General features: G+C 65.9%; 17 protein-coding genes and 1 pseudogene. 9 read left to right on the top strand and 9 right to left on the bottom strand.

Annotation, left to right across the window (positions count from 1 at the left end; translation table 11 throughout):
- Nucleotides 1–83: 83 nt before the first annotated feature.
- Nucleotides 84–245, bottom strand: a complete 162-nt coding sequence (locus ACFZCE_RS06900; RefSeq protein WP_390937289.1) for a hypothetical protein — start codon at nucleotides 243–245, stop codon at nucleotides 84–86.
- A gap of 505 nt (nucleotides 246–750) precedes the next feature.
- Between ACFZCE_RS06900 and ACFZCE_RS06895 the strand changes: the two genes are divergently transcribed.
- Both ACFZCE_RS06895 and ACFZCE_RS06890 read left to right on the top strand, forming a co-directional pair.
- Complete coding sequence (locus ACFZCE_RS06895; protein WP_390937287.1) at nucleotides 751–4,311, top strand: hypothetical protein; 3,561 nt, start codon at nucleotides 751–753, stop codon at nucleotides 4,309–4,311.
- Nucleotides 4,312–4,543: 232 nt separating this feature from the next.
- The gene (locus ACFZCE_RS06890; protein WP_390937285.1) at nucleotides 4,544–8,044 is read left to right on the top strand and encodes a hypothetical protein; all 3,501 of its coding nucleotides are present in this window, start codon (nucleotides 4,544–4,546) and stop codon (nucleotides 8,042–8,044) included.
- Between the two features lie 197 nt (nucleotides 8,045–8,241).
- Here the strand turns inward: ACFZCE_RS06890 and ACFZCE_RS06885 are convergent, their stop codons facing one another.
- On the bottom strand, nucleotides 8,242–9,150 hold the full coding sequence (locus ACFZCE_RS06885) for a LysR substrate-binding domain-containing protein (protein WP_390937283.1): 909 nt from the start codon (nucleotides 9,148–9,150) through the stop codon (nucleotides 8,242–8,244).
- 110 nt (nucleotides 9,151–9,260) lie between these two features.
- Between ACFZCE_RS06885 and ACFZCE_RS06880 the strand changes: the two genes are divergently transcribed.
- Both ACFZCE_RS06880 and ACFZCE_RS06875 read left to right on the top strand, forming a co-directional pair.
- The gene (locus ACFZCE_RS06880; protein ID WP_390937282.1) at nucleotides 9,261–10,883 is read left to right on the top strand and encodes a 5-guanidino-2-oxopentanoate decarboxylase; all 1,623 of its coding nucleotides are present in this window, start codon (nucleotides 9,261–9,263) and stop codon (nucleotides 10,881–10,883) included.
- The gene (locus ACFZCE_RS06875; RefSeq protein ID WP_390937280.1) at nucleotides 10,864–12,297 is read left to right on the top strand and encodes an aldehyde dehydrogenase family protein; all 1,434 of its coding nucleotides are present in this window, start codon (nucleotides 10,864–10,866) and stop codon (nucleotides 12,295–12,297) included. The genes ACFZCE_RS06880 and ACFZCE_RS06875 overlap by 20 nt, the downstream gene beginning before the upstream one ends.
- Before the next feature lie 116 nt (nucleotides 12,298–12,413).
- On the opposite strand, the gene ACFZCE_RS06870 is transcribed toward ACFZCE_RS06875, so the two are convergent.
- Complete coding sequence (locus ACFZCE_RS06870) at nucleotides 12,414–13,355, bottom strand: AraC family transcriptional regulator N-terminal domain-containing protein (protein ID WP_390937278.1); 942 nt, start codon at nucleotides 13,353–13,355, stop codon at nucleotides 12,414–12,416.
- A 285-nt stretch (nucleotides 13,356–13,640) separates the two neighbouring features.
- Between ACFZCE_RS06870 and ACFZCE_RS06865 the strand changes: the two genes are divergently transcribed.
- Nucleotides 13,641–13,979, top strand: a complete 339-nt coding sequence (locus ACFZCE_RS06865; RefSeq protein WP_390937276.1) for an antibiotic biosynthesis monooxygenase — start codon at nucleotides 13,641–13,643, stop codon at nucleotides 13,977–13,979.
- Here the strand turns inward: ACFZCE_RS06865 and ACFZCE_RS06860 are convergent, their stop codons facing one another.
- Nucleotides 13,980–14,597, bottom strand: a complete 618-nt coding sequence (locus ACFZCE_RS06860) for a flavin reductase (protein ID WP_390937274.1) — start codon at nucleotides 14,595–14,597, stop codon at nucleotides 13,980–13,982.
- A 112-nt stretch (nucleotides 14,598–14,709) separates the two neighbouring features.
- On the opposite strand from ACFZCE_RS06860, the gene ACFZCE_RS06855 reads away from it, so the two are divergent.
- The 4 genes and pseudogenes from ACFZCE_RS06855 (at nucleotide 14,710) to ACFZCE_RS06840 (ending at nucleotide 18,532) form a co-directional block, all read left to right on the top strand.
- Complete coding sequence (locus ACFZCE_RS06855) at nucleotides 14,710–15,867, top strand: phospholipase D-like domain-containing protein (RefSeq protein WP_390937272.1); 1,158 nt, start codon at nucleotides 14,710–14,712, stop codon at nucleotides 15,865–15,867.
- Nucleotides 15,868–15,972: 105 nt separating this feature from the next.
- Nucleotides 15,973–16,530 (top strand): annotated as a pseudogene (locus ACFZCE_RS06850) (cache domain-containing protein); the annotation flags it as partial.
- On the top strand, nucleotides 16,522–17,910 hold the full coding sequence (locus tag ACFZCE_RS06845) for a methyl-accepting chemotaxis protein (protein WP_390937511.1): 1,389 nt from the start codon (nucleotides 16,522–16,524) through the stop codon (nucleotides 17,908–17,910). The pseudogene ACFZCE_RS06850 and the gene ACFZCE_RS06845, both read left to right, overlap by 9 nt.
- Nucleotides 17,911–17,950: 40 nt before the next feature.
- Nucleotides 17,951–18,532 carry a DJ-1/PfpI/YhbO family deglycase/protease gene (locus tag ACFZCE_RS06840; RefSeq protein WP_390937270.1) on the top strand — a complete coding sequence of 194 codons (582 nt, stop codon included), beginning with the start codon at nucleotides 17,951–17,953 and terminating at the stop codon, nucleotides 18,530–18,532.
- A 125-nt stretch (nucleotides 18,533–18,657) separates the two neighbouring features.
- Here ACFZCE_RS06840 and ACFZCE_RS06835 read toward each other — a convergent pair whose 3' ends face one another.
- The 5 genes from ACFZCE_RS06835 to ACFZCE_RS06815 all read right to left on the bottom strand — a co-directional run bounded on the left by ACFZCE_RS06835 (nucleotide 18,658) and on the right by ACFZCE_RS06815 (nucleotide 24,205).
- A complete protein-coding gene (locus ACFZCE_RS06835; RefSeq protein ID WP_390937269.1) occupies nucleotides 18,658–19,629 on the bottom strand; it encodes a dipeptide ABC transporter ATP-binding protein in 972 nt (323 codons plus the stop codon).
- On the bottom strand, nucleotides 19,629–20,597 hold the full coding sequence (locus ACFZCE_RS06830) for an oligopeptide/dipeptide ABC transporter ATP-binding protein (RefSeq protein ID WP_390937267.1): 969 nt from the start codon (nucleotides 20,595–20,597) through the stop codon (nucleotides 19,629–19,631). The genes ACFZCE_RS06835 and ACFZCE_RS06830 overlap by 1 nt, the downstream gene beginning before the upstream one ends.
- A 10-nt stretch (nucleotides 20,598–20,607) precedes the next feature.
- Complete coding sequence (locus ACFZCE_RS06825) at nucleotides 20,608–21,519, bottom strand: ABC transporter permease subunit (RefSeq protein WP_390937265.1); 912 nt, start codon at nucleotides 21,517–21,519, stop codon at nucleotides 20,608–20,610.
- A gap of 12 nt (nucleotides 21,520–21,531) precedes the next feature.
- Nucleotides 21,532–22,542: an ABC transporter permease subunit gene (locus ACFZCE_RS06820; protein WP_390937263.1), complete on the bottom strand. Its 1,011-nt coding sequence runs from the start codon at nucleotides 22,540–22,542 to the stop codon at nucleotides 21,532–21,534.
- Nucleotides 22,543–22,609: 67 nt separating this feature from the next.
- Nucleotides 22,610–24,205, bottom strand: coding sequence for an ABC transporter substrate-binding protein (locus ACFZCE_RS06815; protein WP_390937261.1), 1,596 nt, complete (start codon nucleotides 24,203–24,205; stop codon nucleotides 22,610–22,612).
- Between the last annotated feature and the right edge of the window lie 7 nt (nucleotides 24,206–24,212).

Genomic DNA, 24,212 nt, shown 5'->3' with positions numbered 1-24,212 from the left:
GTAGGATCCACAGGAGGGTTACAGCAGGTGGAGCGAAAAAGCCGAGGTGCGCGGGCGGCGCGAAGGCCGCCCGCACGGCAACGTCAGTTCTGCGGACGTTGTTTGGTCGCGTCGAGCTCAGCTTTCTTGGCGGTCGAGATCTCGGTGATCTTGGCGGACTTCTCGATAGCCATGTTGAAGGTCGCTTCCATTTTGGCGATGGCGGCGTCGGCGTTGCCCGAGCTTACGGTTGGGGTATCGGCCATGATGTTTCTCCTTGCAGGGGTTAAGGATTCGGATCAGTTGGCTCAGCCGCCAGGGGCAGACTGAAAAAGTGCACACCGCAGTCAGTACCGTGAAACAGGAGCGGCCTGCGCTGCACGATTCAAATACTACTCAGGCCAATTTCAACCCCGCTGTGAAACGTTGTGAAAACTTGGAACCCTTTGCGAAATGCAGTGATGCGTTGCGTTTTTACATCGATAAATCACTGATATGTAAGCAGTATTTTTCGCGACATAATATTGATGCCGTTAACCAAACGGCTTTTTCGGCGGCCCGCAAGCGGTTCCAAAAGCGCCCTGTGAAACGTTGTGAAAGCGCAACTTCGAGCCTTTATTTTTAATATTCGAAGGTTAGCTTCCCGGGCATGCGTTACTTCTAAACAGGCAACTTTCCTCGCAGTGGTAGGGGGCAATCAGCACCCTGGCCGAGGCTTGCCATTGCCTGTTCACCCGGCCCTGCCGCTGCCCTTGCGAGGAGAACCCCGCCATGTCTACCAGCCCGGTCAACAACCGCCCCGACCTCAAGCTCAACCCATTGCTGTCGTTCAGCAAAGTGCTTGAGCGCAGCCAGAACAACAACGGCGAATACCGCCCGGCCAACGCCGACGAGAAGATCCCGCAAAGCCTCAACGAGCAGGCCATTGGCGCCCCGGGCGAGGTGGGTGAAGGGCTGATTCGCTTCGTCGACGCCGACGGCAACAAGGTGATCGTGGCGGAGCAGAAAAACCCCGAGCTGTTCAAGCAACTGAGCGAAGACTACAAAACCCTCAGCGGCATCAACGCCAGTGAAAAGAACGGCTACCGCCGCGCCGGCGCTGGCGAAGGGGTGCCGCAGAAGTACACCGACATCACCGTGGTCGGCCCGGTGGACGAAGTCGGCCCCGGGGTGATCCGCTACCAGACCAAAGACGGCGAAAAGGTGGTGGTGGCCAAGCGCGACAACCCCGAGCTGTTCGACTTCATCAAAGCCGCCGGCGAGCAGATCAGCGGCCAGAACAAGAGCATCGACGACGGCTACCGCGCTGCCGGTGACAACGAAACCTGGCCGCCCTACAGCGGCACCGAAATCGGCGCACCCGATGAAATGGGCCCGGACCTGATTCGCTATAAAGACGCCGACGGCAACAAGGTGGTGGTCGCCCGTGACGACAACCCCAAGCTGTTCGAATACCTGGCCGGCATGTACGCGGTGATGACCGACCCCGGCAAGAAGAGCGCCGTAGAGGGCGCCATCAACGGTGGCGCGGTGTTCGAGGGCGCCAATGCGCCGTTGCCCGGCCTCAACGACATCACCGATTTTTCCTGGCAGGTGGGCGAGGAGGGCAGCGTGCTGACCTACAAAACCCAGGACGGCACTTCCCATGTGGTGAGCAAGGACGTGGCCCCGGAGCTGTTCGACCAGGTGGCGACCCTGCACGAAACCTGGGACAAGATTCACTCCAGCGAAGCCGACGGCTACACGCTCGCCGGGCCGAATGATTTCCTGAAAAATCAGGGCATGACCTTTGGCTCGCCAGATGAACTCGGCGATGGCCTGATTCGCTATGAAAACGAAGACGGCAAGTTCATCGTGTCCAAAGACATCAGCCCGCAGCTGTACGACGACGTTGTCGCCAAGTGGACCGCCTCCACCGACAGCAGTGTCGACAGCACCCGCGCCGGGCACAACCTGCCGAGCCAGGATGAAGTCGACGTGCTCAACCTGAAAACCGGCCAGCACGTCGACAAAGACGACCCCAATTCCGAAGAGCTGACCGTCAGCGAGCTGGCCACGCAAAACCTCATCGAAGAATACCGCGCCGGCGTGGAAGACGGCTCGATCGCCAAGGACGACCCGCGCGCCCAACTGGTACGCGCCCTCGAAGCCCAGGCCGCGTACGCCAACGGCCGCGGCATCACCGGCTACACCGAGGCGCAGGGGGTGTTCGGCGGCACCTGGCGCGAGTTCGACGACGGCCAGACCCAGCTCACCGGCGCCGACATGCACGACATCATCGACGGCCCCAAGCTGCAGGAAACCCTCGGCAAGCTGTTCGCCGACCCGACCATCGCCAAGGACTACAAGGCGAAGATGGACGGCGCGATCGACACCCTGCCGAACGAGGATGAAATCAAGCAGAAGCTGCTGGACATGGTCGGCGAGCACCGCGACGAGTACGTGGCCTACCTCAAGGACCTGAAAGACCAGGGCAAGCTCACCGAGGCCCAGCAGGATCTTTCCGACACCCTCACGTCGCTGTCGATGTTCGACCCCGACGCCGCCACCAAGGCCGCCCAGGATATTCAGGCCGACGGCCTGACCAGCGACCTCAACGACCTGGTGGCGGACCCGAGCAAGGTCAGCGATGAGAACAAGGTCGAAGCCACCAAAGACCTGTTCGGCCTGCTCAAGAGCGTGATCAAGGGCGAGATGCTCGACATGCCGCGGCGCACCCAGGAAACCATCGAGAAATTCCTCGAGGAAGGCCTGAACGGCAAGCAAAAGGCCTCGGGGGTGAGCAAGGCCCTGGAAGAGCTGGGCCAGGTGTACAAGAACCAGGGCAGCATCAAACAGAGCGACATCGACAAGGCCCTGAGCAAGTCGTACATCCCCATCGCCGACCGCGGGGCCATCGGCGAGGCCTTCAGCGCGCTGAACAGCAAGGGCATTCTCGGCTCGCTGGGTGGCGGCGTGTCGCTGTTCTCCGGCATCTACCAGTTGGTCGGCAAAGGCGGCGCGCTGGGTGAAACCCCGCAGCAACGCCTGGCTATCGCCAAGGACTTCATCAGCTTCGCCGGCGCCTCGAACCACTTCGTCAAGGCCGGTGACGCCGTCGCCGGCCTGGTTGGCAAGGGCGGGGTAGGCAACCTGTTGGGGCTGGACAAAAGCCTGCCGGAAATCTGGGGCAAGGGTGGTTCGCAAGGCACCAAGGTGGACTTCAAGGGCGAGGTGCCCGAGGCCCTGCGCACCAAGATCGAAACCGCGCTCAACGATGTGCCCAGCTACAAGATGGACTTCAACACGCTTCTGGGCGACGGCGCCGGCTCCGCCGAAGACGCCGCCAAACTCGGCCAGAGCATCGGCCAGCGCCTCGAAACCACCGGCGTTTCCGCCGGCAAGGCGGCGAAGATCGCCGGCTCGGTGATCAAGGTACTGAGCCCGGCCGCCGACCTGGTGGGCGGCTTTGCCGACATCGTGCTCGGCGCCTTCACGCTGAAATCCGGCATCACCAGCAACGATGCGCTGACCAAGGCCCAGGGCGGCATCCAGATCGCCGCTGGCGCCTTCGGTGCCTCGGCCGGCGTGCTGGGTGGCGCCGCGTTGATCGGCGCCGGCTCTGCGGCGGCGTTGTCCGGGCCGTTCTTCCTGGTGGCGATCGCCCTGACCGTGGTGGCGGGGATCATCGGTTACTTCGTTGACCACAACAAAAAGCAGAAGGCCACCGAAAAGGAAAACGACTGGTACCGCGACCTCGCCGCCGACGGCCTGCTGCAGGACAACTGGGCCGACAAGGTGGAATACGCCCACTACTCGATCAACCACTACGGCGGCCGCGAAGCCCCGGCCGACGACAGCTTGTTCCGCTTCCAGCAGGCCGAGTGGGAACACTTCGACGCCACCCCGCAGGAAGATGGCTCGTCGGAAAACCGCCTCGACGAAAGCCTGCACAAGGATGAAAACGGCATCGTTGGCTACAACACCAATGGCCTGGCGATGGACGAATACGGCAAGGCGTTCTACGAAAAAAACAAAGACGTGATCGACTATATCCATTCCCGTTGGGACGACTGGAACGGCAAGGACAAGATCGTCAGCGACAAAGACCTGAACAAGATCGCCAACGGCGACGGCAGCCAGCAAGAAAAGGACGCCGCGAAGTTCCTGCTCGATAACAAGGGCTTCTTCGACATGCTCGACGTGTTCTGGAAGCGCGACGGCGGCGACGGCAAGCTCAGCACCGATGACCTGGAGGCCTACCTGAAGCTGGTCGGCGGGATGGGCATCGAGGAAGGAGACTCGGTGTTCTACAACCCGGCGTATACCGATGGGGAGAAGTTCGGGGCCTGACGCCAGGGCCGATCGCCCGGCACACTGGCTGTGCCGGGCGATAGGCTCCCGCTTTACCACAGCTCTGTGAAACGTTGTGAATTGTTCCCCGCTTTCCCTCCCTTTTTTCCCGCTGGCTGTTACCTTCCGATCAAGCACTGCATTGATCCCCTTTCCCCTCCGTAGTGGCCCGGCACGCTTTCGCCTGGGCCGAGGGTGGCTTTCGCGCTGAAGTTTTCTAGGAGCCCGTACGATGTCTACCAGCCCGCTCAGCAACAGCCCCGATCCCAAGCTCGCCAAGCTCAACCCGTTGCTGGCCTTCAGCAAGGTGCTAGAGCGCAGCGAAAGCAAGAACGCCACCTACCGCCCCGCCGGCCCGGATGAAAAAGCCCCGGGCCTGGGCGACTTCGCCGAGATCGAAGCGCCGGGCACTGCCGGCGCCGACACCATTCGCTACGTGAGCAAAGACGGCGACCACGTGATCGTGGCGAAGTCGACCAACCCCGACCTGTTCAACCGCCTGGAGGCGATCCGCGAGCAGGTGCAGGGGGTGAACCAAAGCCTGGACGACGGCTACGAACTGGCGGGCGCCGACGTGCAGGCCCCGGAAACCCTCAACGAGAAGAGCATCGGCCCACCCGGCGAAATGGGCGAAGGGCTGATCCGGGTGGAAACCGCCGACGGCAAGAAGCTGATCGTCGCCGAGCAGGACAACCCCGAGCTGTTCAAGCAGCTCAGCGAAGACTACAAGGCCCTCAGTGGCATCAACGCCAGCGAGAACAGCGGCTACCGCCGCGCCGGCGCCGATGAAGCGGTGCCGGAAAAGTACACTGACATCACGGTGGTCGGCCCCGTGGATGAGGTCGGCCCGGGGGTGATCCGCTACGAGACCAAAGACGGCGAGAAGGTGGTGGTGGCCGAGCGTGACAACCCCGGCCTGTTCGACTTCATCAAGGCCGCCGGTGAGCAGATCACCGGCCAGAACAAAAGCATCGACGACGGCTACCGCGCCGCCGGCGACAACGAAACCTGGCCGCCGTACAGCGGCACTGAGATCGGCCCACCCGATGAAATGGGCCCGGACCTGATCCGCTACAAAGACGCCGATGGCAACAAGGTGGTGGTCGCCCGAGACGACAACCCCAAGCTGTTCGACTACCTGGCCGGCATGTACGAAGTGATGACCGACCCCGGCAAGAAAAGCGCCGTAGAGGGCGCCATCAACGGTGGCGCGGTGTTCGACGACGCCAACACGCCGTTGCCCGGCCTGAACGACATCACTGACTTTTCCTGGCAGGTGGGCGAAGAAGACAACGTCCTTACCTACAAAACCCAAGACGGCACCACTCATGTGGTGAGCAAGGACGTGGCCCCGGAGCTGTTCGAAACCGTCGCCAACCTGCACGAGACCTGGGACAAGATCCACTCCAGCGAAGCCGACGGCTACACGCTCGCCGGGCCGAATGACTTCCTGAAAAACCAGGACATGACCTTCGGTTCGCCCGATGAACTCGGCGATGGCCTGATCCGCTACGAGAACGAAGACGGCAAGTTCATCGTGTCCAAAGACATCAGCCCGCAGCTGTACGACGACGTGCTCGCCAAGTGGACCGACTGGAGCCAGGGCGGGGTGGACGACACCCGCGCCAAGCATGACCTGCCCAGCCAGGACGAGCTCGACGTGCTCAACCTGAAAACCGGCGAGCATGTCGACAAAGACGACCCCAATTCCGAAGAGCTGACCGTCAGCGAACTGGCCACGCAAAACCTCATCGAGGAATACCGCGCCGGCGTGGAAGACGGCTCGATCGCCAAGGACGACCCGCGCGCCAAGCTGGTGCGCGCCCTCGAAGCCCAGGCCGCGTACGCCAACGGCCGCGGCATCACCGGCTACACCGAGGCCCAGGGCGCCTTTGGCGGCACCTGGCGTGAGTTCGACGACGGCCAGACCCAGCTCACCGGCGCCGACATGCACGACATCATCGACGGGCCCAAGCTGCAGGAAGAAATCGGCAAGCTGTTCTCCGACCCGACCATTTCCGCCGACTACAAGGCGAAGATGGACGGCGCCCTGGACAAACTGCCGAACAAAGACGAGATCAAGCAGAAACTGCTCGACCTGGTGGGCAAGAACCGCGATGAATACGTGGCCTACCTCAAGGACCTGAAAGACCAGGGCAAGCTCACCGAGGCCCAGCAAGACCTCTCTGACACCCTCACGTCGCTGTCGATGTTCGACCCCGACGCCGCCACCAAGGCGGCCCAGGATATTCAGGCCGACGGCCTGACCAGCGACCTCAACGACCTGGTCGCAGACCCGAGCAAGATCAGCGACGAAAACAAAGAGCTGGCCACCAAGGACCTGTTCGGCCTGCTCAAGGGCGTGCTCAAGGGCGAGCTGGTCGACCTGCCGCGGCGTACCCAGGAAACCATCGAGAAATTCCTCGAAGAGGGGCTGAACGGCAAGGAAAAATCCTCGGCGGTGACCAAAGCCCTGGAAGAACTGGGCGATGTGTACAAAAAGAACGGCGTGATCTCCGAGGCCGACCTGAACACCGCGCTGAACCGCTCGTACGTGCCGATCGCCGAGCGCGGCAAGCTAGGGGAAGTGTTCAGCGCGCTGAACAGCAAGGGCATCCTGGGCTCGATCGGTGCCGGCGTGTCGTTGTTCTCGGGCATTTACCAGTTGGTCGGCGACGGCGGCAAGCTCGGCGAAACGCCGCAGCAGCGGCTGGCCATCGCCAAGGATTTCCTCAGCTTTGCCGGCGCCTCGGGGCAGTTCGTCAAGGTGGGTAGCGCGGTCAGCGAGGCGCTGGGCAAGGGCAACCTGGTCGACTTCCTCGGGCTAGACAGCACCCTCCCGGAAATCTGGGGCAAGAACGGCGTGCAGGGGCCGAACTTCGAGTTTGAAACCAGCAAGCTGCCGCCGTCGATGAAGGCCAAGATCGAGACCGCGCTGGACAGCTCGGCCTCTTACAAATACGGCGACCTCAACGATGTGCTGGGTGACGGCGCCGGCGGCCAGCAGGCGGCCGACGCCCTCGGCGGCAGCATTGGCGAGCGCTTGCAAGGCGCCACCGGCGGCAAGCTCTCGGCCGGCAAGGCGGCGAAAATCGCCGGTTCGGTGATCAAGGTGCTCGGCCCGGCCACGGACCTGGCCGGCGGTTTCGCCGACATCGTGCTCGGCGCCTTTACCATCAAGAGCGGGGTGGAAACCAACGACCCGCTGGTCAAGGCCCAGGGCGGCCTACAGATTGCCGCCGGGGCCTTTGGCGCCTCGGCCGGGGTGCTCGGCGCCGCGGCGCTGTTCGGTGCCGGCTCGGCGGCGGCGCTCACCGGGCCGTTCTTTCTGGTCGGGGTGGTGCTGGCGGTGGTGGGCGGGATCGTCGGTTACTTTGTGGACCACAACAAAAAACAGAAGGCCACCGAAGAAGAGAACGACTGGTACCGCGACCTCGCCGCCGACGGCTTGCTGCAGGACGACTGGGCCGACAAGGTGGAATACGCGCACTATTCGATCTACCACTACGACGGCCGCGAAGCCCCGGAAGACGACAGCCTGTTCCGCTTCCAGGAAGCCGAGTGGGAGCACTTCGACGACACCCCACAAAAAGACGGCTCATCGGAAAACCGCCTGGACGACGACCTGCACAAGGATTACGGCGGCAACGACGACGACCCGGCCAAGCACACCGACCAGAACCAGGAACTGCGGGACATGGCCGAATCGCAGCCGAAGGGGCCTAAGATCTAGTGTTTAGGTGAGGGCCAATGGCCCATCGCCCGGCACAGCCGGCCTCCCACCAGTTCTGTATTGCCCGGTAAATCAAGTAGTTACACAAACTTGGTGGGAGGCCGGCTGTGCCGGGCGATGGGCCGGTCAGGTCATGCACTCAGTAAAACCCTATGAGGAATCAGGGCTTCTCAACCTCAATTCAGCGCTTTGATTGCTTAAGTGAACAGCACTCCGGCTGTGCCGGGCGAGGCGCCGGCCGCCCCCGCCAAGAATCCAAACAACGCCACCACCCGCGGGTCCTCCCGCTCCCGCCGCGGCGCCACCAGCCAATAGCCCATGCCGGTGGCCACCCGCAACGCAAAGGGCGCCACCAGCCGGCCCTCGGCCAGATCCTCGGCGATCAACGCATAATCCCCGATCGCCACCCCGGCCCCCTGGGCGGCCACGCTCATGGCCAGGTCGAGGGTTTCGAAGTGCTGCCCCTTGGCCAGGCCCGGCACCTCGGCACCGGCCGCCTTCAGCCAACGGCCCCAGTCGGTTTCATCGCAGGTGGGGTGCAGCAGCATGTGCCGGGCCAGGTCCGCCGGCGCCGCCAGGGGCAAGGGCCCTGCCAGCAGGCGCGGTGAGCACACCGGGGTGAGTTGCTCGTCGAACAGGTGCACCGCGCTGACCGCGCCGGTCGGCGCCGGGCCGTACACCAGCGCGGCGTCGAAGGCCTCGCGGTGGAAGGCCACGCCATGGGCGACGGTGGTGGTCAGCTCCACCGGCCGGTTGGGGTGTTCATCCCGCCAGCGCATCAGCCGTGGCCACAGCCAACGCATCGCGCAGGTCGGCGCCTTCAGGCGCAGCGCTTCGCCTTCGCCGGCGGCGGCGCCCACCGCGTCGTGGATCAGCGCGAACACCTGCTCGATCCGCGGAAACAACGCCTGGCCTTGGGGCGTGAGCGCCAAGCCACGGGCCTGGCGCAAGAACAGCGGGTAGCCCAGGTGGCTTTCCAGCGCGGCGATCTGCCGGCTCACCGCGCCTTGGGTGATGTGCAGGCGCGCGGCGGCGTGGGTGAAGTTCAGGCACTGCGCAACCACCTGGAAGGTGTGCAGCGTGGGCAACGGCGGTAGGCGTTTCATGGCGGGCCAGGCATGACGTGGGCTCATGGCTAGTATGACGAGATTTGCCTTGTCGCCGCCAGCCCGGGGCGGCCCAATGGCGGCTGGTTTCTTAGATAGGCGCAGCCCCCATGGCCACGTGCGGCGAAGTTTTGGTGACCCTTCTGGCGCGCTATGGCGTGACCCAGGTGTTCGGCATTCCCGGTGTGCACACCGTCGAGCTTTATCGCGGCCTGGCCGCCTCCAGCCTGCGCCACGTGACCCCGCGCCACGAGCAGGGCGCCGGCTTCATGGCCGACGGCTACGCGCGCAGCGCGGGCAAACCGGGGGTGTGCTTTATCATCACCGGCCCCGGCATGACCAACATCACCACTGCCATGGGCCAGGCCTACGCCGACTCGATTCCGATGCTGGTGATCTCCAGCACCCAGGCCCGCCAGCACCTGGGCGGCGGGCGCGGCAACCTGCACGAGTTGCCCGACCAGCGCGCGCTGGTGGCCGGAGTGTGCGCGTTTTCCCACACGCTGATGAGCGCCGACGACCTGCCCGCCGTGCTCGCGCGGGCCTTTGCTGTGTTCGACGGCGCGCGGCCGCGGCCGGTGCACATTGAAATCCCGCTGGACGTGATCGTGCAGCCGGCCGGCCACCTGCTCGGCACCGCGCCGGTGCGTATCGACCGCGCCGGCCCGGCGCCCGCAGCGCTGGCGCGGATGGCCGAGCGCCTGGGCCAGGCGCGGCGGCCGTTGATTCTCGCTGGCGGTGGGGCGCTCAAGGCGGGCGCCGCGCTGCGGGCCCTGGCCGAACGGCTGCAGGCGCCGGTGCTGCTGACCATCAACGGCAAAGGCCTGCTGCCAGCCGGGCACCCGCTGCTGGTGGGCTCGACCCAATCGCTGGCGCCCAGCCGCGCGCTGGTGGATGCGGCCGACGTAGTGCTGGCCATCGGCACCGAACTGGCCGACACCGACTACGACATCACCTTCGCCAACCCCTTTAGCGTCAAGGGCGAGCTGCTGCGGGTCGACATCGACCCCGACCAGACCGTGCGCAACTGCCCACCCACCCAGGCGCTGGTGGCCGATGCCCGGCTCGCCGCCGAAGCGCTGCTGGCGGCGTTGCCGGCCACCGCCGCGGCCGAAGCCGGCTGGGGCGCCGCCCGGGTGGCCGAGGTGCGCGCCACCCAGGCGGCCGAGCAGGACCTGCCGATGCGCGCGCAAACTGCGCTGCTCACCAGCCTGCTCGAAGCGCTGCCCGGCGCAGTGCTGGTCGGCGATTCGACCCAGCCGGTGTACAGCGGCAACCTCACCCTCGACATGCCCGCCCCCGGCCGCTGGTTCAATGCCTCCACCGGCTACGGCACCCTCGGCTACGCGCTGCCGGCGGCCATGGGCGCCTGGCTCGGCAGCGGCGCGCCCACCCTGTGCCTGATCGGCGACGGCGGTTTGCAGTTCACCCTGGCGGAGCTGGCCAGTGGCGTTGAGGCGGGCATCCCGCTGGTGGTGATCCTCTGGAACAACCAGGGCTATGAAGAAATAAAACGCTACATGGAGCGCCGCAGCATTACCCCGGTCGGCGTCGACATCTACACCCCGGACTTCGTCGGCATCGCCCGCGCCATGGGCTGCCATGCCCTGGCCGTGGCCGACCGCGCCGGCCTGCTCAGCGCGGTGCGCGAGGCCGCCGCCGGGCAACGCCCCACCCTGATCGAAATCGACCAGCACACATGGACCGAACACTATGCCCACGCCCCGTTTTAATGCCGAACCCGGCCTGTTCATCGATGGCCACTGGCAGGCCGGCGAGCACCTGCTGGAGGTAATCGCGCCGGCCACCGAAGCCCCCCTGGCAGCCGTGGCCGGCGCCACCGCGGCCGATGTTGAGCGGGCGGTGGCCGCCGCCAGACGCGCCTTCGACGGCTGGGCCACTACCGCCCCTGGCGAACGCGCCGCCTGCCTGCGGCGCATCGCCCAAGGCCTGGCCGAGCAGCGTGAAGCGCTGCTGGCGCTGCAATGCGCCAACAACGGCAAGCCGCGTTTTGAAGCGGAACTGGACGTAGACGACGCCATCGCCACCTTCGAGTACTACGCCGGGCTGGCCGCCAGCCAGGCCGACGCCGAGGTGCCACTGCCGGTAGAAGGCTTCAGCGCCCGCCTGCGCCGGGAAGCCTGTGGCGTGGTCGGGCTGATCGTGCCGTGGAACTTCCCCATGGTCACCACCGCCTGGAAGCTCGCCCCCGCCCTGGCCGCCGGCTGCACTGTGCTGCTCAAGCCGAGCGAAGTCACCCCGCTGGCCGAGCTGGCCATGGCCCGTATCGTCGCCGCCAGCGGCCTGCCGGCCGGGGTGTTCAATGTACTCTGCGGCACCGGCCAGGCGGTGGGCGCGGCGATGGCCGCCCACCCCGGCATCGCCAAGATATCCTTTACCGGCAGCAACGCCGTGGGCGTGCGGGTGATGCAGAGCGCGGCGCACACGGTCAAGGGCGTTAGCCTGGAGCTGGGCGGCAAGAGCGCGCTGCTGGTGCTTGAAGACGCCGACCTCGACCAGGCCGTCACGCTGGCCGCCGGGGGCGGCTTCTTCAACGCCGGGCAAATGTGCTCGGCCACCAGCCGGGTGCTGGTGGCCGCGCCGCTGTACGAGGCGTTTCTCGCCCGCTTGGTGGCCGCCGCCGAGGCCATGCAAGCGGGCACCGACATCGGCCCGCTGGTAAATGCCACGCAGTACCAGCGCGTGCTGGCCCATGTGCGCCAAGGCCAGGCCGCTGGCGCGGTAGTGCGCTGCGGCGGTGGGCGCCCGGCGCACCTGCGCCAGGGCTATTTCATCGCGCCCACGGTGTTCACCGAGGTGCCGTTGGCCAGCGCGCTGTGGCGCGAAGAAATCTTTGGCCCGGTGCTGTGTGTGCGGCCGTTCGCGGATTTGGACGAAGCCGTACGCCTGGCCAACGACACCGAATACGGCTTGGTCGCCAGCGTGGTCGGGGGAGACGATGCCGTGCTCGAGGCGGTGGCCAACCGCTTGCGCGCGGGCACGGTGTGGCTCAACTCACCGCAGGCGATCTTCCCGCAAACGGCGTGGGGCGGGTACAAGCAGAGCAGCCTGGGGCGGGAGTTGGGGCCGTGGGGGTTGGCGGCGTTTCAGGAGGTGAAGCATGTGGTGAAGGCGGGGCTTGGGTAAGGCTTGGCGGGCCCATCGCCCGGCACAGCCGGCCTCCCACTAGATCTGTGTAAGTACTTGATTTACAGGTAAACACAGAACCCGTGGGAGGCCGGCTGTGCCGGGCGATGGGCCCTTCAAGCCCCCGCCCGCAACCGCGCCAGATCCCGCGAAGGCGGCGCCCCGTAGGCGCGGCTGTACTCGCGGCTGAACTGCGACGGGCTTTCATAGCCCACCCGGTAGCACGCCGCCGCGGCCTCCAGCCCTTCGTTGAGCATCAACCGCCGCGCCTCCTGCAGGCGCAGTTGCTTTTGATACTGCAGCGGGCTCATCGAGGTGATGGCCTTGAAGCGGTGGTGCAGGGTAGAGCTGGACAGGTTGACCCGGCGCGCCAGGTCGTCGATGCGCAGGGGTTTTTCGAAGTGGCCGTTGAGCCAGTCGATGGCCTGGCTGACGCGGTGGGTCTGGCTGTTGCACAGGGCGATTTCGTACAACTGCTGGCCCTGCTTGCCGCGCAGCAGGCGGTAGAGGATTTCACGGCGGATCAACGGCGCCAGCATGGGGATGTCGCGCGGGGTTTCCACCAGGCGCACCAGGCGGATCAACGCATCGAGCAGGGTGCTTTCCATTCGCTCCACATACAGCCCGCGCTCGGCAGGGCGGGCGGGCACGCTGAGCGGGCCGGCGTCGGCGATCAACTGGTTGATCTCCGCCGGGTCGATGTCCAGGCGGATCAACAGGCTCGGGTCTTCGGGGCTGGCGTTGAGCAGCCGGCCGCTGACTGGCATCGCCACCGACACCACCAGAAAGTGCAGCGGGTCGTACACGTAACGCTCATCGCCCAGGTACACCTCCTTGCTGCCGTGGGCGAACACGCACAGCGCCGGCTGGGCGATGCTCGCCGCCGATGGCCGGCAATGTTCGTAGCGCACCAGGTGCAGGCCCGGCACCGCGCAGGCCTGGTGGGCGTCGCCGGTGGCGCTGGAGCGGGTGTGCTTGCGGATCAACCCGGCCAGTTCCAGGCGCTGGGTTTCCAGTGCGGCGGGCACGCTGCTGTCGGTCGGCTCGGCCATGCTCATGGGCGGCTCCTGGGGAGGGGGTGAATGCGTTGCAGGATAATTCTGTGCAAGTGCAACAGGGTAGGCCGATCCTGCTCGATGCTTGCCTGATCCTGCCCGAACGCCGGTTTACAGGCTTTTTGCCAGCCCCTTGCTGAACACCTTTTACCCTGCCGGGCCGGTGGGTTTCCAGCGCCCCGCAGGATCAGGCAAGTACCGGGCAGGATCGAGATAACGCGGTGTTAACCCGGCGGGTATTCTCTGTAACCGTGAAGCATTGCCCCACACCTATCAGGGAGAGACACCATGACTCATTTCCCCGCCGTCAGCCATTGCGTGTTCATCAGTGCCTTCCCCGGGCGCAGTGCGGCCTTGGGCGAGTGCCTGGCGCACCTGGTCGAAGGTACCTTGAAGGCGCCCGGCTGCCTGCAGTGCGCCGCCCAGCGCGCGGCCCATGACGAAGGCACCTGGATGCTCAGCGCCCAATGGGCCAGCGACGAAGCCCTGGGCGGCTGGCTCGCGTCGCCGAGCATGGAGGTGTTCAGCCTGCTGGTGCGCGACCAACTGGTCACCCGCATCGACGTGCAAACCTTCGACTCGGTGTACAGCCGCAGCGCTGCACCGCAACTGCGCCGCGCCGGCTGATCAGGCCCCGGGCCTGCGCATCAGGAATTTTTCCCCCAGGCGGAAGTAGTCCGCGGGGCCGCCGCCACGCAAGATCGGGTCTGCCGCGGCCGTGTCGTACACACCTTCCTTCAGCAGCACCTTGGCGATGTGAACCGCCACCACCTCACCCAATACCAGCCAACTGTTAACGGCCTCTCCCGCGGCGGTCTGCAACCGAACGATCTGCGTGACCTTGCACTCAAACGACACCGGGCTCTCCAGCACCCGCGGCGCCGCGACCTTGCGCGAGGGGGCCGGGGTCAGCCCGGCCAGTTCGAACTCGTTCACCTCCGGCGCCACCGCCGCGCAGCTTTGGTTCATCGGCTCGGCGAGGGGGAAGGTGGCCAGGTTCCAGACGAACTCGCCGCTGGCCTCGATGTTGTTGAGGCTGTCTTTGCGGCCAACGCTGCTGAAGCCAATGATCGGCGGGATGTAGTTGAAGCCGTTGAAAAAACTGTAGGGCGCCAGGTTCAGGGTGCCGTCCGCCGCGCGGCTGGACACCCAGCCAATTGGCCGGGGGCCGACGATGGCGTTGAACGGGTCGTGGGGCAGGCCGTGGCCCAGGGCCGGCTCGTAATAATGAATATCGCTGTTCATAGGCGGCGTTTCCTCGGAGATATTTCCGCGTGGCGGTTGTCTGTAACCGGATGTTGCGATAATGACAGCGCGTGACGCGCGTGGCGTGGGTCTTTTTTAACATGGAGTGGCGATGGCCGGCCCGGTCTTTCCTTGGCGTAGCGGTAACCAATTCGAGCTGTTGATCGACGGCCCGCGGTTTTTTCCGCGCATGCTCCAGGCCATCGAGCAGGCCCGCGAGCACATCGACCTGGAGCTGTACCTGGTCGAGGCCGGGGCGTGCGCCGAGGCGGTGGTGGCGGCGCTGGAAGCCGCCGCCGGGCGTGGCGTGCCGGTGCGCTGCCTGTTCGACGGTTACGGCAGCCTGGCGTTGGGCAATGCGCTGGCGGTGCGGCTGGCCAGCGCCGGGGTAGAGCTGCGCCTGTACAACCCGGTGAAGTGGTGGCGCGGTGGGCGCAACCTGTACCGCGACCACCGCAAGCTGTTGATCGTCGACCGCGACCTGGCGGTGGTCGGCGGCACCGGCGTGACCGACCAGTTCTGGGAGCCGGGCGCCGCGCAAAGCGAATGGCATGAGGTGATGGTGATGATCCAGGGGCCGCTGGTAGCCGACTGGCAGATGCTGTTTGACCGCCAGTGGCGGGCCAACCTGCGCCGCACCGAGTGGCGCCCGCCCACCCACTTTGGCCTGCCGCGGGTACCGCGGGTGCCGCCGCAAGGCCAGCAACTGGGCCGGGTGGCCTACGCCGACGCACGCCAGCACCGGGATATTCTGCAATCGCTGGTGCGCGCGCTGAACAGCGGCCAGCGCCGCATCTGGCTGGCCACACCGTACTTTTTACCGACCTGGAAGGTGCGCCGTTCGTTGCGCCGGGCGGCGCTCAAGGGGGTAGACGTGCGCCTGCTGCTGACCGGCCCGCGCACCGACCACCCTTCGGTGCGTTACGCCGGGCACCGCTATTACCCCAGGCTGTTGCGCGCCGGGGTGAAGATTTTCGAGTATCAGCCGTGCTTTTTGCACCTGAAGATGGTGCTGGTCGACGACTGGGTCAGCCTGGGCTCGTGCAACTTCGACCACTGGAACCTACGCTTCAACCTCGAAGCCAACGTCGAGGCGCTGGACCCAGGCCTGACCGCCGCGGTGCAGGCCAGTTTCGAGGCCGACTTCGAGCGCAGCCGGCAGGTGACCCTGGCGGCCTGGAAGGCCCGCCCGCTATGGCGCCGGGTGCAGCAGCGGGTGTGGGGCTGGCTCGACCGGCTGGTAGTCAACCTGCTCGACCGGCGCAGCTAGCCGGCTGGCACGGGAAATGCCTGTGACGGTTTTATTACATAAAGTTGTCAAGGAACCACCGTGAGCCTGCTACCCATCAAAATCATCGCCCGCCTGAGTTGGGCGATGCTGTTCATCGTGGCCCTCACCGCCACGGCCATCTATGCCGTGATGGTGCTGTCGGGCGAGCCCAAGCTGATCCAGACCAACACCCTGCGCGCCGAGCAATCCGCCGCGGCGATTGCCGGGCAACTGTCGATCAAACTGGGCGAGGTCGAAGGCCGGGTGGCGGCACTGGCCAACCTCGGTGGCACGCTGCCGGCCGATGTAGAGCTGGTCAAGGCCAACCTGGCGCCCATTATCGACTCCCAAGGGGACCCCGCCATCGCTGGCGGTGGCCTGTGGCCCGAACCCAACGCCTTCAGCGCTGGCACCGAGCGCCGCAGCTTCTACTGGGCACGCGGCGGCCAAGGCCTGGGCTACTCCGAGGAATACAACGCCCCCGGCGCGGACCCCTACCAGAGCGCCGACTGGTACCTGCAGGGCAAAGCCTCGAGCCCCGGCCGCTGTGGCTGGTCCGACGCCTATGAAGACCCGGTCAGCAAGATCCTGATGACCACCTGCACCGTGCCCTACCAACGCGCCGGGCGCTTTGCCGGGGTGGCCACGATCGACATGACGCTCTCCGGCCTGGCGGATTTCCTCAAGCAGAATGGCGCGGTCACCGGCGGCTATGCCTTCGCCCTCGACCGCTCGGGCAAGGTGTTGTACTTCCCCGGTGCCGCCCAGGCGGATGAAAAAGCCCTGCTGGCGGCGCAGCCGTGGTTCAGCCAGGTCAGTGACTGGCGCAGCCGCGCCCAGGCGCCGGCGACCACCTTCCCGGTGGCCAACGAAGCCCAGTTGGGCGGCGCCGCCTACGTAAGCCTGACGCGGATCCCCGCCACTGGCTGGGTGATCGGCCTGGTCACCCCGCAGGCGCAGATGACCGCCGTGGCCAAACGCTTGACCGTCGACATCCTCAGCATTCTGCTGCCGCTGCTGCTGGTGGTGTTCGGCCTGGCCTGGCTGGCCGGGCGTTCGATTTTGCGCCAGGTCGACGAAACCACCGCGCAGATCGACCGCCTCAGCCAGGGCGGTGCCGGTGCTGAGCAACTGGACATCCGCCGCGCCGACGAGATCGGCGCCCTGCGCGGCGCGGTCAACCGCTACGCCGGCACCCTGCGCAACATGCTCCGGGCGATCGCCGCCGAAGCCGCCAGCCTGCAGCAGCAGGCCGATGACGTGGCGCGGTTGTCGACGCTGATGGCCGAACGCGCCGACAAACAGCGCGAAGACAACGACCTGCTGGCCACGGCAATCACCGAAATGGCCTCCAGCGCCCAGGAAGTGGCGCGCACCACGGTGGATTGCTCCGACACCGCCAAGGGCTCGCTCGATAGCGCCCGCGGCAGCCAGCAGCACGTGGGGCAGAACAGCGAAGCGATTGGCTCGCTGGCCACCGACCTGACCGGCGTGGCCCAAGCCATCACGGGGTTGGGCGAAGACATCGAAAGCGTGAGCGGGGTGCTTGAGGTGATCAAGTCGATCTCCGCGCAAACCAACCTGCTGGCGCTCAACGCCGCCATCGAAGCCGCCCGCGCTGGCGAGCAGGGCCGGGGCTTCGCGGTGGTGGCCGACGAGGTGCGCACATTGGCCGGGCGTACCCAGGCCTCGGCCGAGCAGATCCAGCAGATGATTGCCGAGCTGCGCAGCGCCTCGGCCCGCGCCGTGACCACCATGGTCGCCGGCGAAGACCGCACGCGCACCGTGGTGGCGCAGGCCGATGTGCTGGTGGCCTCGCTTGGTGCAACGGTCACGGCGTTCGATGACATCGTCCAGCGCGCCCAGCAAATCGCCGTGGCGGCCCAGGAACAAAGCCACGTGACCCAGGAGATCAACGAACTGGCGGTGCGCATCCAGCAAGCCGCCGACGCCGGCGCGCGCGATGCTGGTGCGCTGTCTGGGCTGAGCCGGGGCATGCAGGAATTGTCGCGGCGCTTGGGGGCGCTTAGCCGCGGGGCATGAAACGGTCTACGCTCAGGTAACCCTGCCCGGAGCCTAAGCCATGAGCGCAAAAAAAATCCTGATGCTGGTCGGCGATTACGTCGAAGATTATGAGGTGATGGTGCCCTTCCAGGCGCTGCAGATGGTGGGCCACAGCGTGCACGCGGTGTGCCCCGGCAAGCGCGCCGGGGAGGCGGTGCACACGGCGATCCATGACTTCGAGGGCGCCCAGACCTACAGCGAAAAGCCCGGGCATCGGTTTGCCCTGAACCATGATTTCAGCCAGGTCAGCGCGGTGGATTACGACGCGCTGGTGATTCCTGGCGGCCGGGCGCCGGAGTATTTGCGCCTGAACGAGGATGTGCTGGCGATCGTGCAGCACTTTGCCGAGCAGCGTAAACCGATTGCCGCGGTGTGCCACGGCGCGCAGCTGCTGGCCGCCGCCGGGGCGCTGGATGGGCGTGAGTGCAGCGCCTACCCGGCCTGTGCGCCGGAAGTGAAGCTGGCCGGGGGGCGTTATATCGACATCGAAGTCAGCCAGGCCCACGTCGAAGACAACCTCGTCACCGCCCCCGCCTGGCCGGCGCACCCGGCGTGGTTGGCGGCGTTTCTGACGTTGTTGGGAACGCAGATTATCTTGTGACCTTCAGGGCCCTTCGCCCGGCACAGCCGGCCTCCCACGGGTTCTGTGTTGGCTCTTAAATCAAGCACTTACACAAATCTGGTGGGAGGCCGGCTGTGCCGGGCGAGGGGCCTGCCATGCCACCCTCAGGCCACGAACTGCTCCGCATAATGGCACGCCACCTGCCGCGTTCCGATCGGCCGCAGCGCCGGCTCTTCAGTGGCGCACTTCTCCGTGGCATAGGGGCAGCGCTTGTGGAACGCGCAGCCCGGTGGCGGGTTGAGCGGGTTGGGCAGTTCGCCGGCGATCTTGATCCGTGGCTTGGCTGGGTCTGGCTTGATCGTCGGGGTGGCCGACAGCAGCGCCTGGGTGTAAGGGTGCAGCGGGTTGGTGTAGAGGTCCTCCTTCGGCCCCATCTCCGCCGGCCGGCCCAGGTACATCACCAGCACGTCGTCGGCTACGTGGCGCACCACCGCCAGGTTGTGCGAGATGAACACGTAGGCGGTCTGGTACTGCTGCTGCAGGTCCATGAACAGGTTCAGCACCTGCGCCTGGATCGACACGTCCAGCGCCGAGGTGGGCTCGTCGGCCACCAGTACCTTCGGTTGCAGCATCATCGCCCGCGCCAGGGCGATGCGCTGGCGCTGGCCGCCAGAGAACATGTGCGGGTAACGCTGGTAATGCTCTGGGCGAAGGCCCACCTGCTGCATCATCGCCTGCACTTTTTCGCGGCGTTGCTCGCGGGACAGGTCGGTGTTGATCAACAGCGGCTCGCCCAATTGGTCGCCGATCTTCTGCCGCGGGTTGAGCGAGGCGTAAGGGCTTTGGAAGACCATTTGCACGTCGCGGCGCAGCACCTTGCGCTGGGCCTTGGTGGCGCCGGCGACTTCCTGCCCGGCGATCTGCAGCGAGCCGCTGGTGGGCTCTTCGATCAGGGTCAGGGCGCGCGCCAGGGTGCTTTTGCCGCAACCGGACTCGCCCACCACCGCCAGGGTTTTGCCGGCCTCGAGCTGGAACGACACGCCGTTCAGCGCGCGTACCAGCGCGTGGGGCTTGAACAGCCCGGTGGAGACTTCGTAATGGCGCGTGAGGTCGCGCGCGGTGAGTACGACGCTCATCACGCCACCTCCTGGTTCAATGGGTAGAAACAACGCGCCAGGCTTTGCCGTTTAGGGTCCAGCCCTGGGCGGTTGCTGGCGCAGTCGGCCTGGGCGTAGGGGCAGCGTGGCGACAGCAGGCAGCCCTGGGGGCGGTCGTAGCGGCCCGGGACCATGCCCGGCAGGGTGGCCAGGCGCTCGGCGCCTTCGCTGTGCTCGGGGATCGCCGCCAGCAGCGCTTCGCTGTAGGGGTGGGCGGGTTCATCGAACAACTGCGGCACATGGCCCAGTTCCACCGCCTGGCCGGCGTACATCACGCACACCCGCTGGGCGGTTTCGGCCACCACGGCGAGGTCGTGGGTGATCAGGATCAGGGTCATGTCCTGTTCCTTCTGCAGGCTCAGCAGCAGCTCCATGATCTGCGCCTGGATGGTCACGTCGAGCGCGGTGGTCGGCTCGTCGGCAATCAGCAGCTTGGGCTCGCCGGCAATCGCCATGGCGATCGCCACCCGTTGGCTCATGCCGCCGGAGAGCTGGTGGGGGTAAGCGTCGAGGCGGCTTTCCGGGGCCGGAATCTCCACCTTGCGCAGCAGTTCCAGGGCGCGTTGGCGGGCAGCCTTGCCCTTGAGGCCCAGGTGCGTGCGCAGCACTTCTTCGATCTGGTAGCCCACGGTGTAGCTGGGGTTCAGCGCGGTCATCGGGTCCTGGAAGACCATCGCCAGGTCTTTGCCAACCACCTTGCGGCGCTGCCGCCGGCCCAGGCGCAGCATGTCGTTGCCGTCGAAGTTCACCGTGTCGGCGGTGATGATCCCGGGCGCGTCGATCAGGCCCATCAGGGCCATCATGGTCACGGATTTACCCGAGCCGGACTCGCCGACGATGGCCAGCACTTCGCCGCGCTCCACGCTCAGGCTGAGGCCGTCTACCACCGGTACAGCGTTGTGGTCACCGAAGCGCACGCTGAGGTTCTTGATGTCTAGCAATGCCATGTGAAAACCCTCAAATCGCGTTCTTCAGTTTCGGGTCCAGCGCGTCGCGCAGGCCGTCACCCATCAGGTTGATCGCCAGCACGCTGAGCAGGATGGTCAAGCCCGGCAGGCTCACCACCCACCAGGCGCGCTCGATGTAGTCGCGGGCCGAGGCCAGCATGGTGCCCCACTCCGGCGTTGGCGGTTGCACGCCCAGGCCGAGAAAGCCCAACGCCGCGGCATCGAGGATCGCCGAAGAAAAACTCAAGGTGGCCTGCACGATCAGCGGCGCCAGGCAGTTCGGCAGCACGGTGACGAACATCAGCCGTGGCAGGCTGGCGCCGGCCAGGCGCGCGGCGGTCACGTAGTCGCGGTGCAACTCGCCCATCACCGCGGCGCGGGTCAGGCGCACGTAGCTGGGCAGCGACACCACGGCGATGGCGATCACGGTGTTGATCAACCCAGGGCCAAGAATGGCCACGATCGCCACCGCCAGCAGCAGCGACGGCAGGGCGAGCATCACGTCCATCAGGCGGGTGATCGCCGGGCCCATGGCGCGTGGGAAGAACCCCGCCAGCAAGCCGAGGAGAATCCCCGGGATCAACGACATCACCACTGACGACAACCCGATCAGCAACGACAGGCGGGCGCCGTGGATCAACCGTGAGAGCAGGTCGCGGCCCAACTCGTCGGTGCCCAGCAGGTAGGTGAACTGCCCGCCTTCGAGCCACGACGGTGGCGTGAGCAGGGCGTCGCGGAACTGCTCGCTTGGGTCATGTGGGGCGACCCAGGGCGCGAACAGCGCGCAGAACACCACCAGCAGCATGAAGGCAAGGCCGGCCACCGCGCCTTTGTTGCGCGCGAACGCCTGCCAGAATTCCTTCAGCGGCGAGGGGTAGAGCAGGCTGGGGTCAGCCGCGGTTACAGGGGTTTGGCTATTCATGGATAAGGGGCCTCAGCGCTGGTGGCGAATGCGTGGGTTGGCCAGGCCGTAGAGGATGTCCACCACGAAGTTGACCAGGATCACCAGGCAGGCGATCAGCAGGATGCCGTTTTGCACGACGGGGTAGTCACGGGCGCCGATGGCATCGATCAGCCATTTGCCCACGCCCGCCCAGGAAAAGATCGTTTCGGTCAGCACCGCGCCGGCCAGCAGGGTGCCGGTTTGCAAGCCGAACACCGTCAGCACCGGGATCATCGCGTTGCGCAGGCCGTGCACGAACACCACCCGCGCGGGCGACAGGCCCTTGGCCCGGGCGGTGCGGATGTAATCCTCGCGCAGCACTTCGAGCATCGAGGAGCGGGTCATCCGGGCGATCACCGCCAGCGGGATGGTGCCGAGCACGATCGACGGCAGGATCAGGTGCTTGAGCGCGTCGATCCAGGCGCCTTCGTCGCTGCTGTAGAGGGCGTCGATCAGCATGAAGCCGGTGCGTGGCTCGATGTCGTAGAGCGGGTCGATGCGCCCGGAGACCGGCGTCCAGCCGAGGCTGACCGAGAACACCATGATCAGGATCAGCCCCCACCAGAAGATCGGCATCGAGTAACCGGCCAGCGAGATGCCCATCACCCCGTGGTCGAAGATCGAACCGCGCTTGAGCGCGGCGATCACCCCGGCCAGCAGGCCGAGCACCCCGGCGAAGATCAGCGCGCAGATCGACAGCTCCAGGGTGGCCGGGAACAGGTTGAGGAATTCCGTCCACACGCTGGTGCGGGTGCGCAACGACTCACCGAGGTTGCCGTGGGCCAGTTGCCCCACGTAGTCGAAGTACTGCAGGTACAACGGCTTGTTCAGCCCCAGGCGCTCCATGGCCTGGGCGTGCATTTCAGGGTCGACCCGGCGCTCGCCCATCATCACTTCGACCGGGTCGCCGGGGATCAGGCGGATCAGCGCGAAGGTGAGCAGGGTGATGCCGAAGAACGTGGGTATCAACAACCCCACGCGGCGGGCAATGAAACTGAGCATGTGTGTGTTTACCTCATCGGCCGGTCAGGCACTGGTGCCCGGCGGGTTACGCCGGGCTTTCGTTCTTTTACTTCACCTGGGTAGTGGCGAAGTTGTTATTGGTCAGGGGGCTGATGTGGTACCCCTCGACGTTCTTGCGCAGCGCCACGAACAGCTTGGGGTAGGCCAGGCTGATCCAGGGGTGCTGCTGGCTAAACACATCCTGTGCTTGCTCATAGAGCGCGGCGCGCTTGGCAGGTTCGGTTTCGCCCCGGGCCTGGGTGATCAGCCGGTCGAAATCGGCATTGCACCAGCGCGCGGCGTTTTCACCGCTTTTGGCTGCATCGCAGCTGAGGTTGGGTGTCACGAAGTTGTCTGGGTCGCCGTTGTCGCCGGCCCAGCCGTAGAACACCAGGTCGTGTTGGCCGAGTTTCACCGCCTTGACCATCTCGCCCCATTCCATCATGCGGATGTCCGCTTTGAGGCCGACCTTGGCGAGGTCTGCCTGCAACAATTGCGCCGACAGCCCCGGGTTGGGGTTGGTCACGCCGCCACCGTTGCGGGTGTACACCGTAAACGTGGTGCCCTCGGGCACACCCGCCTGCTTGAGCAGTTCGCGGGCCTTGGCCGGGTCATGTTGCGGGTTGACCAGGTGATGATTGAAGCCCAGCACCGTTTGCGGGTAGGGGCCGGTGCCGAGCACCGCGTTGCCTTCACCGAACAGGGTACGCACCAGGTTGGGTTTGTCTACCGCCAGGGCAATTGCCTGGCGCACGCGGGCATCCTTGAGCCAGGGGCGCTCGGTGTTCATCGCCACGTAGCTGACCACCAGCGCGGGCAGTTCCTCGACCTTGATCGCCGGCTCGGCCTTCAGCGCGGCCACATCCTCGGGCTTGGGGTACAGCGCCACCTGGCACTCGCCGGCGCGCAGCTTCTGCAGGCGGGTGTTGGCGTCGATGGTAATGGCGAACACCAGCGGGTCGGCCGGTGGCTTGCCCTTGTAGTAATCCGGGTTGGCTTTATAGCGAACCTGGGAGTCCTTGGCATAGCGGCTGAAGATGAACGGCCCGGTGCCGATAGGCTGGCTGTTGAGTTTTTCCGGGGTGCCGGCGGCGAGCAGTTGGTCGCCGTATTCGGCGGAGTAGATCGACGCGAAGCCCATGGCCAGGTCGCGCAGGAACGGCGCTTCCGGGCGGTTGAGGTGGAACACCACGGTCATCGGGTCGGTTTTTTCGATGCTGTGGATCAGCGCCTGCAGCCCCATCGACTCGAAGTAGCCGTAGCCCATCGGGGCCTGGTTGTGCCAGGGGTGGTTGGGGTCGAGCTGGCGGTTGAAGCTCCACAGCACGTCGTCGGCGTTCAGTGTGCGGCTGGGGGTGAAGTACTCGGTGCTGTGGAATTTCACCCCGGGGCGCAGGTGAAAGGTGTATTGCAGGCCGTCGTCGCTGATCTCCCAGCGCTCGGCCAGGCCGGGTTGGATGTCGGTGGTGCCGGGGGCAAACTCGACCAGGCGGTTGAACAGCGTCTCGGCCGAGGCGTCGGCGGTGGTGGCTGCGGTGTATTGCACGATGTCGAAGCCCTCCGGGCTCGCCTCGGTGCACACCACCAAGGGTTTGGCCAGGGTGCTGGCGCTGGCGCTGAACAGTAGCGCCGCCAGGGCAGTGCGTAGTGCAGGCTGTTTCATGCTGGGC

Origin of the sequence: Pseudomonas sp. NPDC007930 (assembly GCF_042958985.1) — a bacterium.
GTDB lineage: Bacteria > Pseudomonadota > Gammaproteobacteria > Pseudomonadales > Pseudomonadaceae > Aquipseudomonas.
This window is presented reverse-complemented; position numbering and strand designations above follow the sequence as displayed.

Bases quoted from the DNA above. Each gene is read 5' to 3' on its own strand.
- ACFZCE_RS06900 (WP_390937289.1), bottom strand. From the start codon at position 245: ATGGCCGATACCCCAACCGTAAGCTCGGGCAACGCCGACGCCGCCATC.
- ACFZCE_RS06865 (WP_390937276.1), top strand. From the start codon at position 13,641: ATGACTCATTTCCCCGCCGTCAGCCATTGCGTGTTCATCAGTGCCTTC.
- ACFZCE_RS06835 (WP_390937269.1), bottom strand. From the start codon at position 19,629: ATGAGCGTCGTACTCACCGCGCGCGACCTCACGCGCCATTACGAAGTC.
- ACFZCE_RS06815 (WP_390937261.1), bottom strand. From the start codon at position 24,205: ATGAAACAGCCTGCACTACGCACTGCCCTGGCGGCGCTACTGTTCAGC.
- ACFZCE_RS06870 (WP_390937278.1), bottom strand. From the start codon at position 13,355: ATGAGCATGGCCGAGCCGACCGACAGCAGCGTGCCCGCCGCACTGGAA.
- ACFZCE_RS06890 (WP_390937285.1), top strand. From the start codon at position 4,544: ATGTCTACCAGCCCGCTCAGCAACAGCCCCGATCCCAAGCTCGCCAAG.
- ACFZCE_RS06885 (WP_390937283.1), bottom strand. From the start codon at position 9,150: ATGAAACGCCTACCGCCGTTGCCCACGCTGCACACCTTCCAGGTGGTT.
- ACFZCE_RS06820 (WP_390937263.1), bottom strand. From the start codon at position 22,542: ATGCTCAGTTTCATTGCCCGCCGCGTGGGGTTGTTGATACCCACGTTC.
- ACFZCE_RS06860 (WP_390937274.1), bottom strand. From the start codon at position 14,597: ATGAACAGCGATATTCATTATTACGAGCCGGCCCTGGGCCACGGCCTG.
- ACFZCE_RS06855 (WP_390937272.1), top strand. From the start codon at position 14,710: ATGGCCGGCCCGGTCTTTCCTTGGCGTAGCGGTAACCAATTCGAGCTG.
- ACFZCE_RS06880 (WP_390937282.1), top strand. From the start codon at position 9,261: ATGGCCACGTGCGGCGAAGTTTTGGTGACCCTTCTGGCGCGCTATGGC.
- ACFZCE_RS06845 (WP_390937511.1), top strand. From the start codon at position 16,522: ATGACGCTCTCCGGCCTGGCGGATTTCCTCAAGCAGAATGGCGCGGTC.
- ACFZCE_RS06895 (WP_390937287.1), top strand. From the start codon at position 751: ATGTCTACCAGCCCGGTCAACAACCGCCCCGACCTCAAGCTCAACCCA.
- ACFZCE_RS06840 (WP_390937270.1), top strand. From the start codon at position 17,951: ATGAGCGCAAAAAAAATCCTGATGCTGGTCGGCGATTACGTCGAAGAT.
- ACFZCE_RS06875 (WP_390937280.1), top strand. From the start codon at position 10,864: ATGCCCACGCCCCGTTTTAATGCCGAACCCGGCCTGTTCATCGATGGC.
- ACFZCE_RS06830 (WP_390937267.1), bottom strand. From the start codon at position 20,597: ATGGCATTGCTAGACATCAAGAACCTCAGCGTGCGCTTCGGTGACCAC.
- ACFZCE_RS06825 (WP_390937265.1), bottom strand. From the start codon at position 21,519: ATGAATAGCCAAACCCCTGTAACCGCGGCTGACCCCAGCCTGCTCTAC.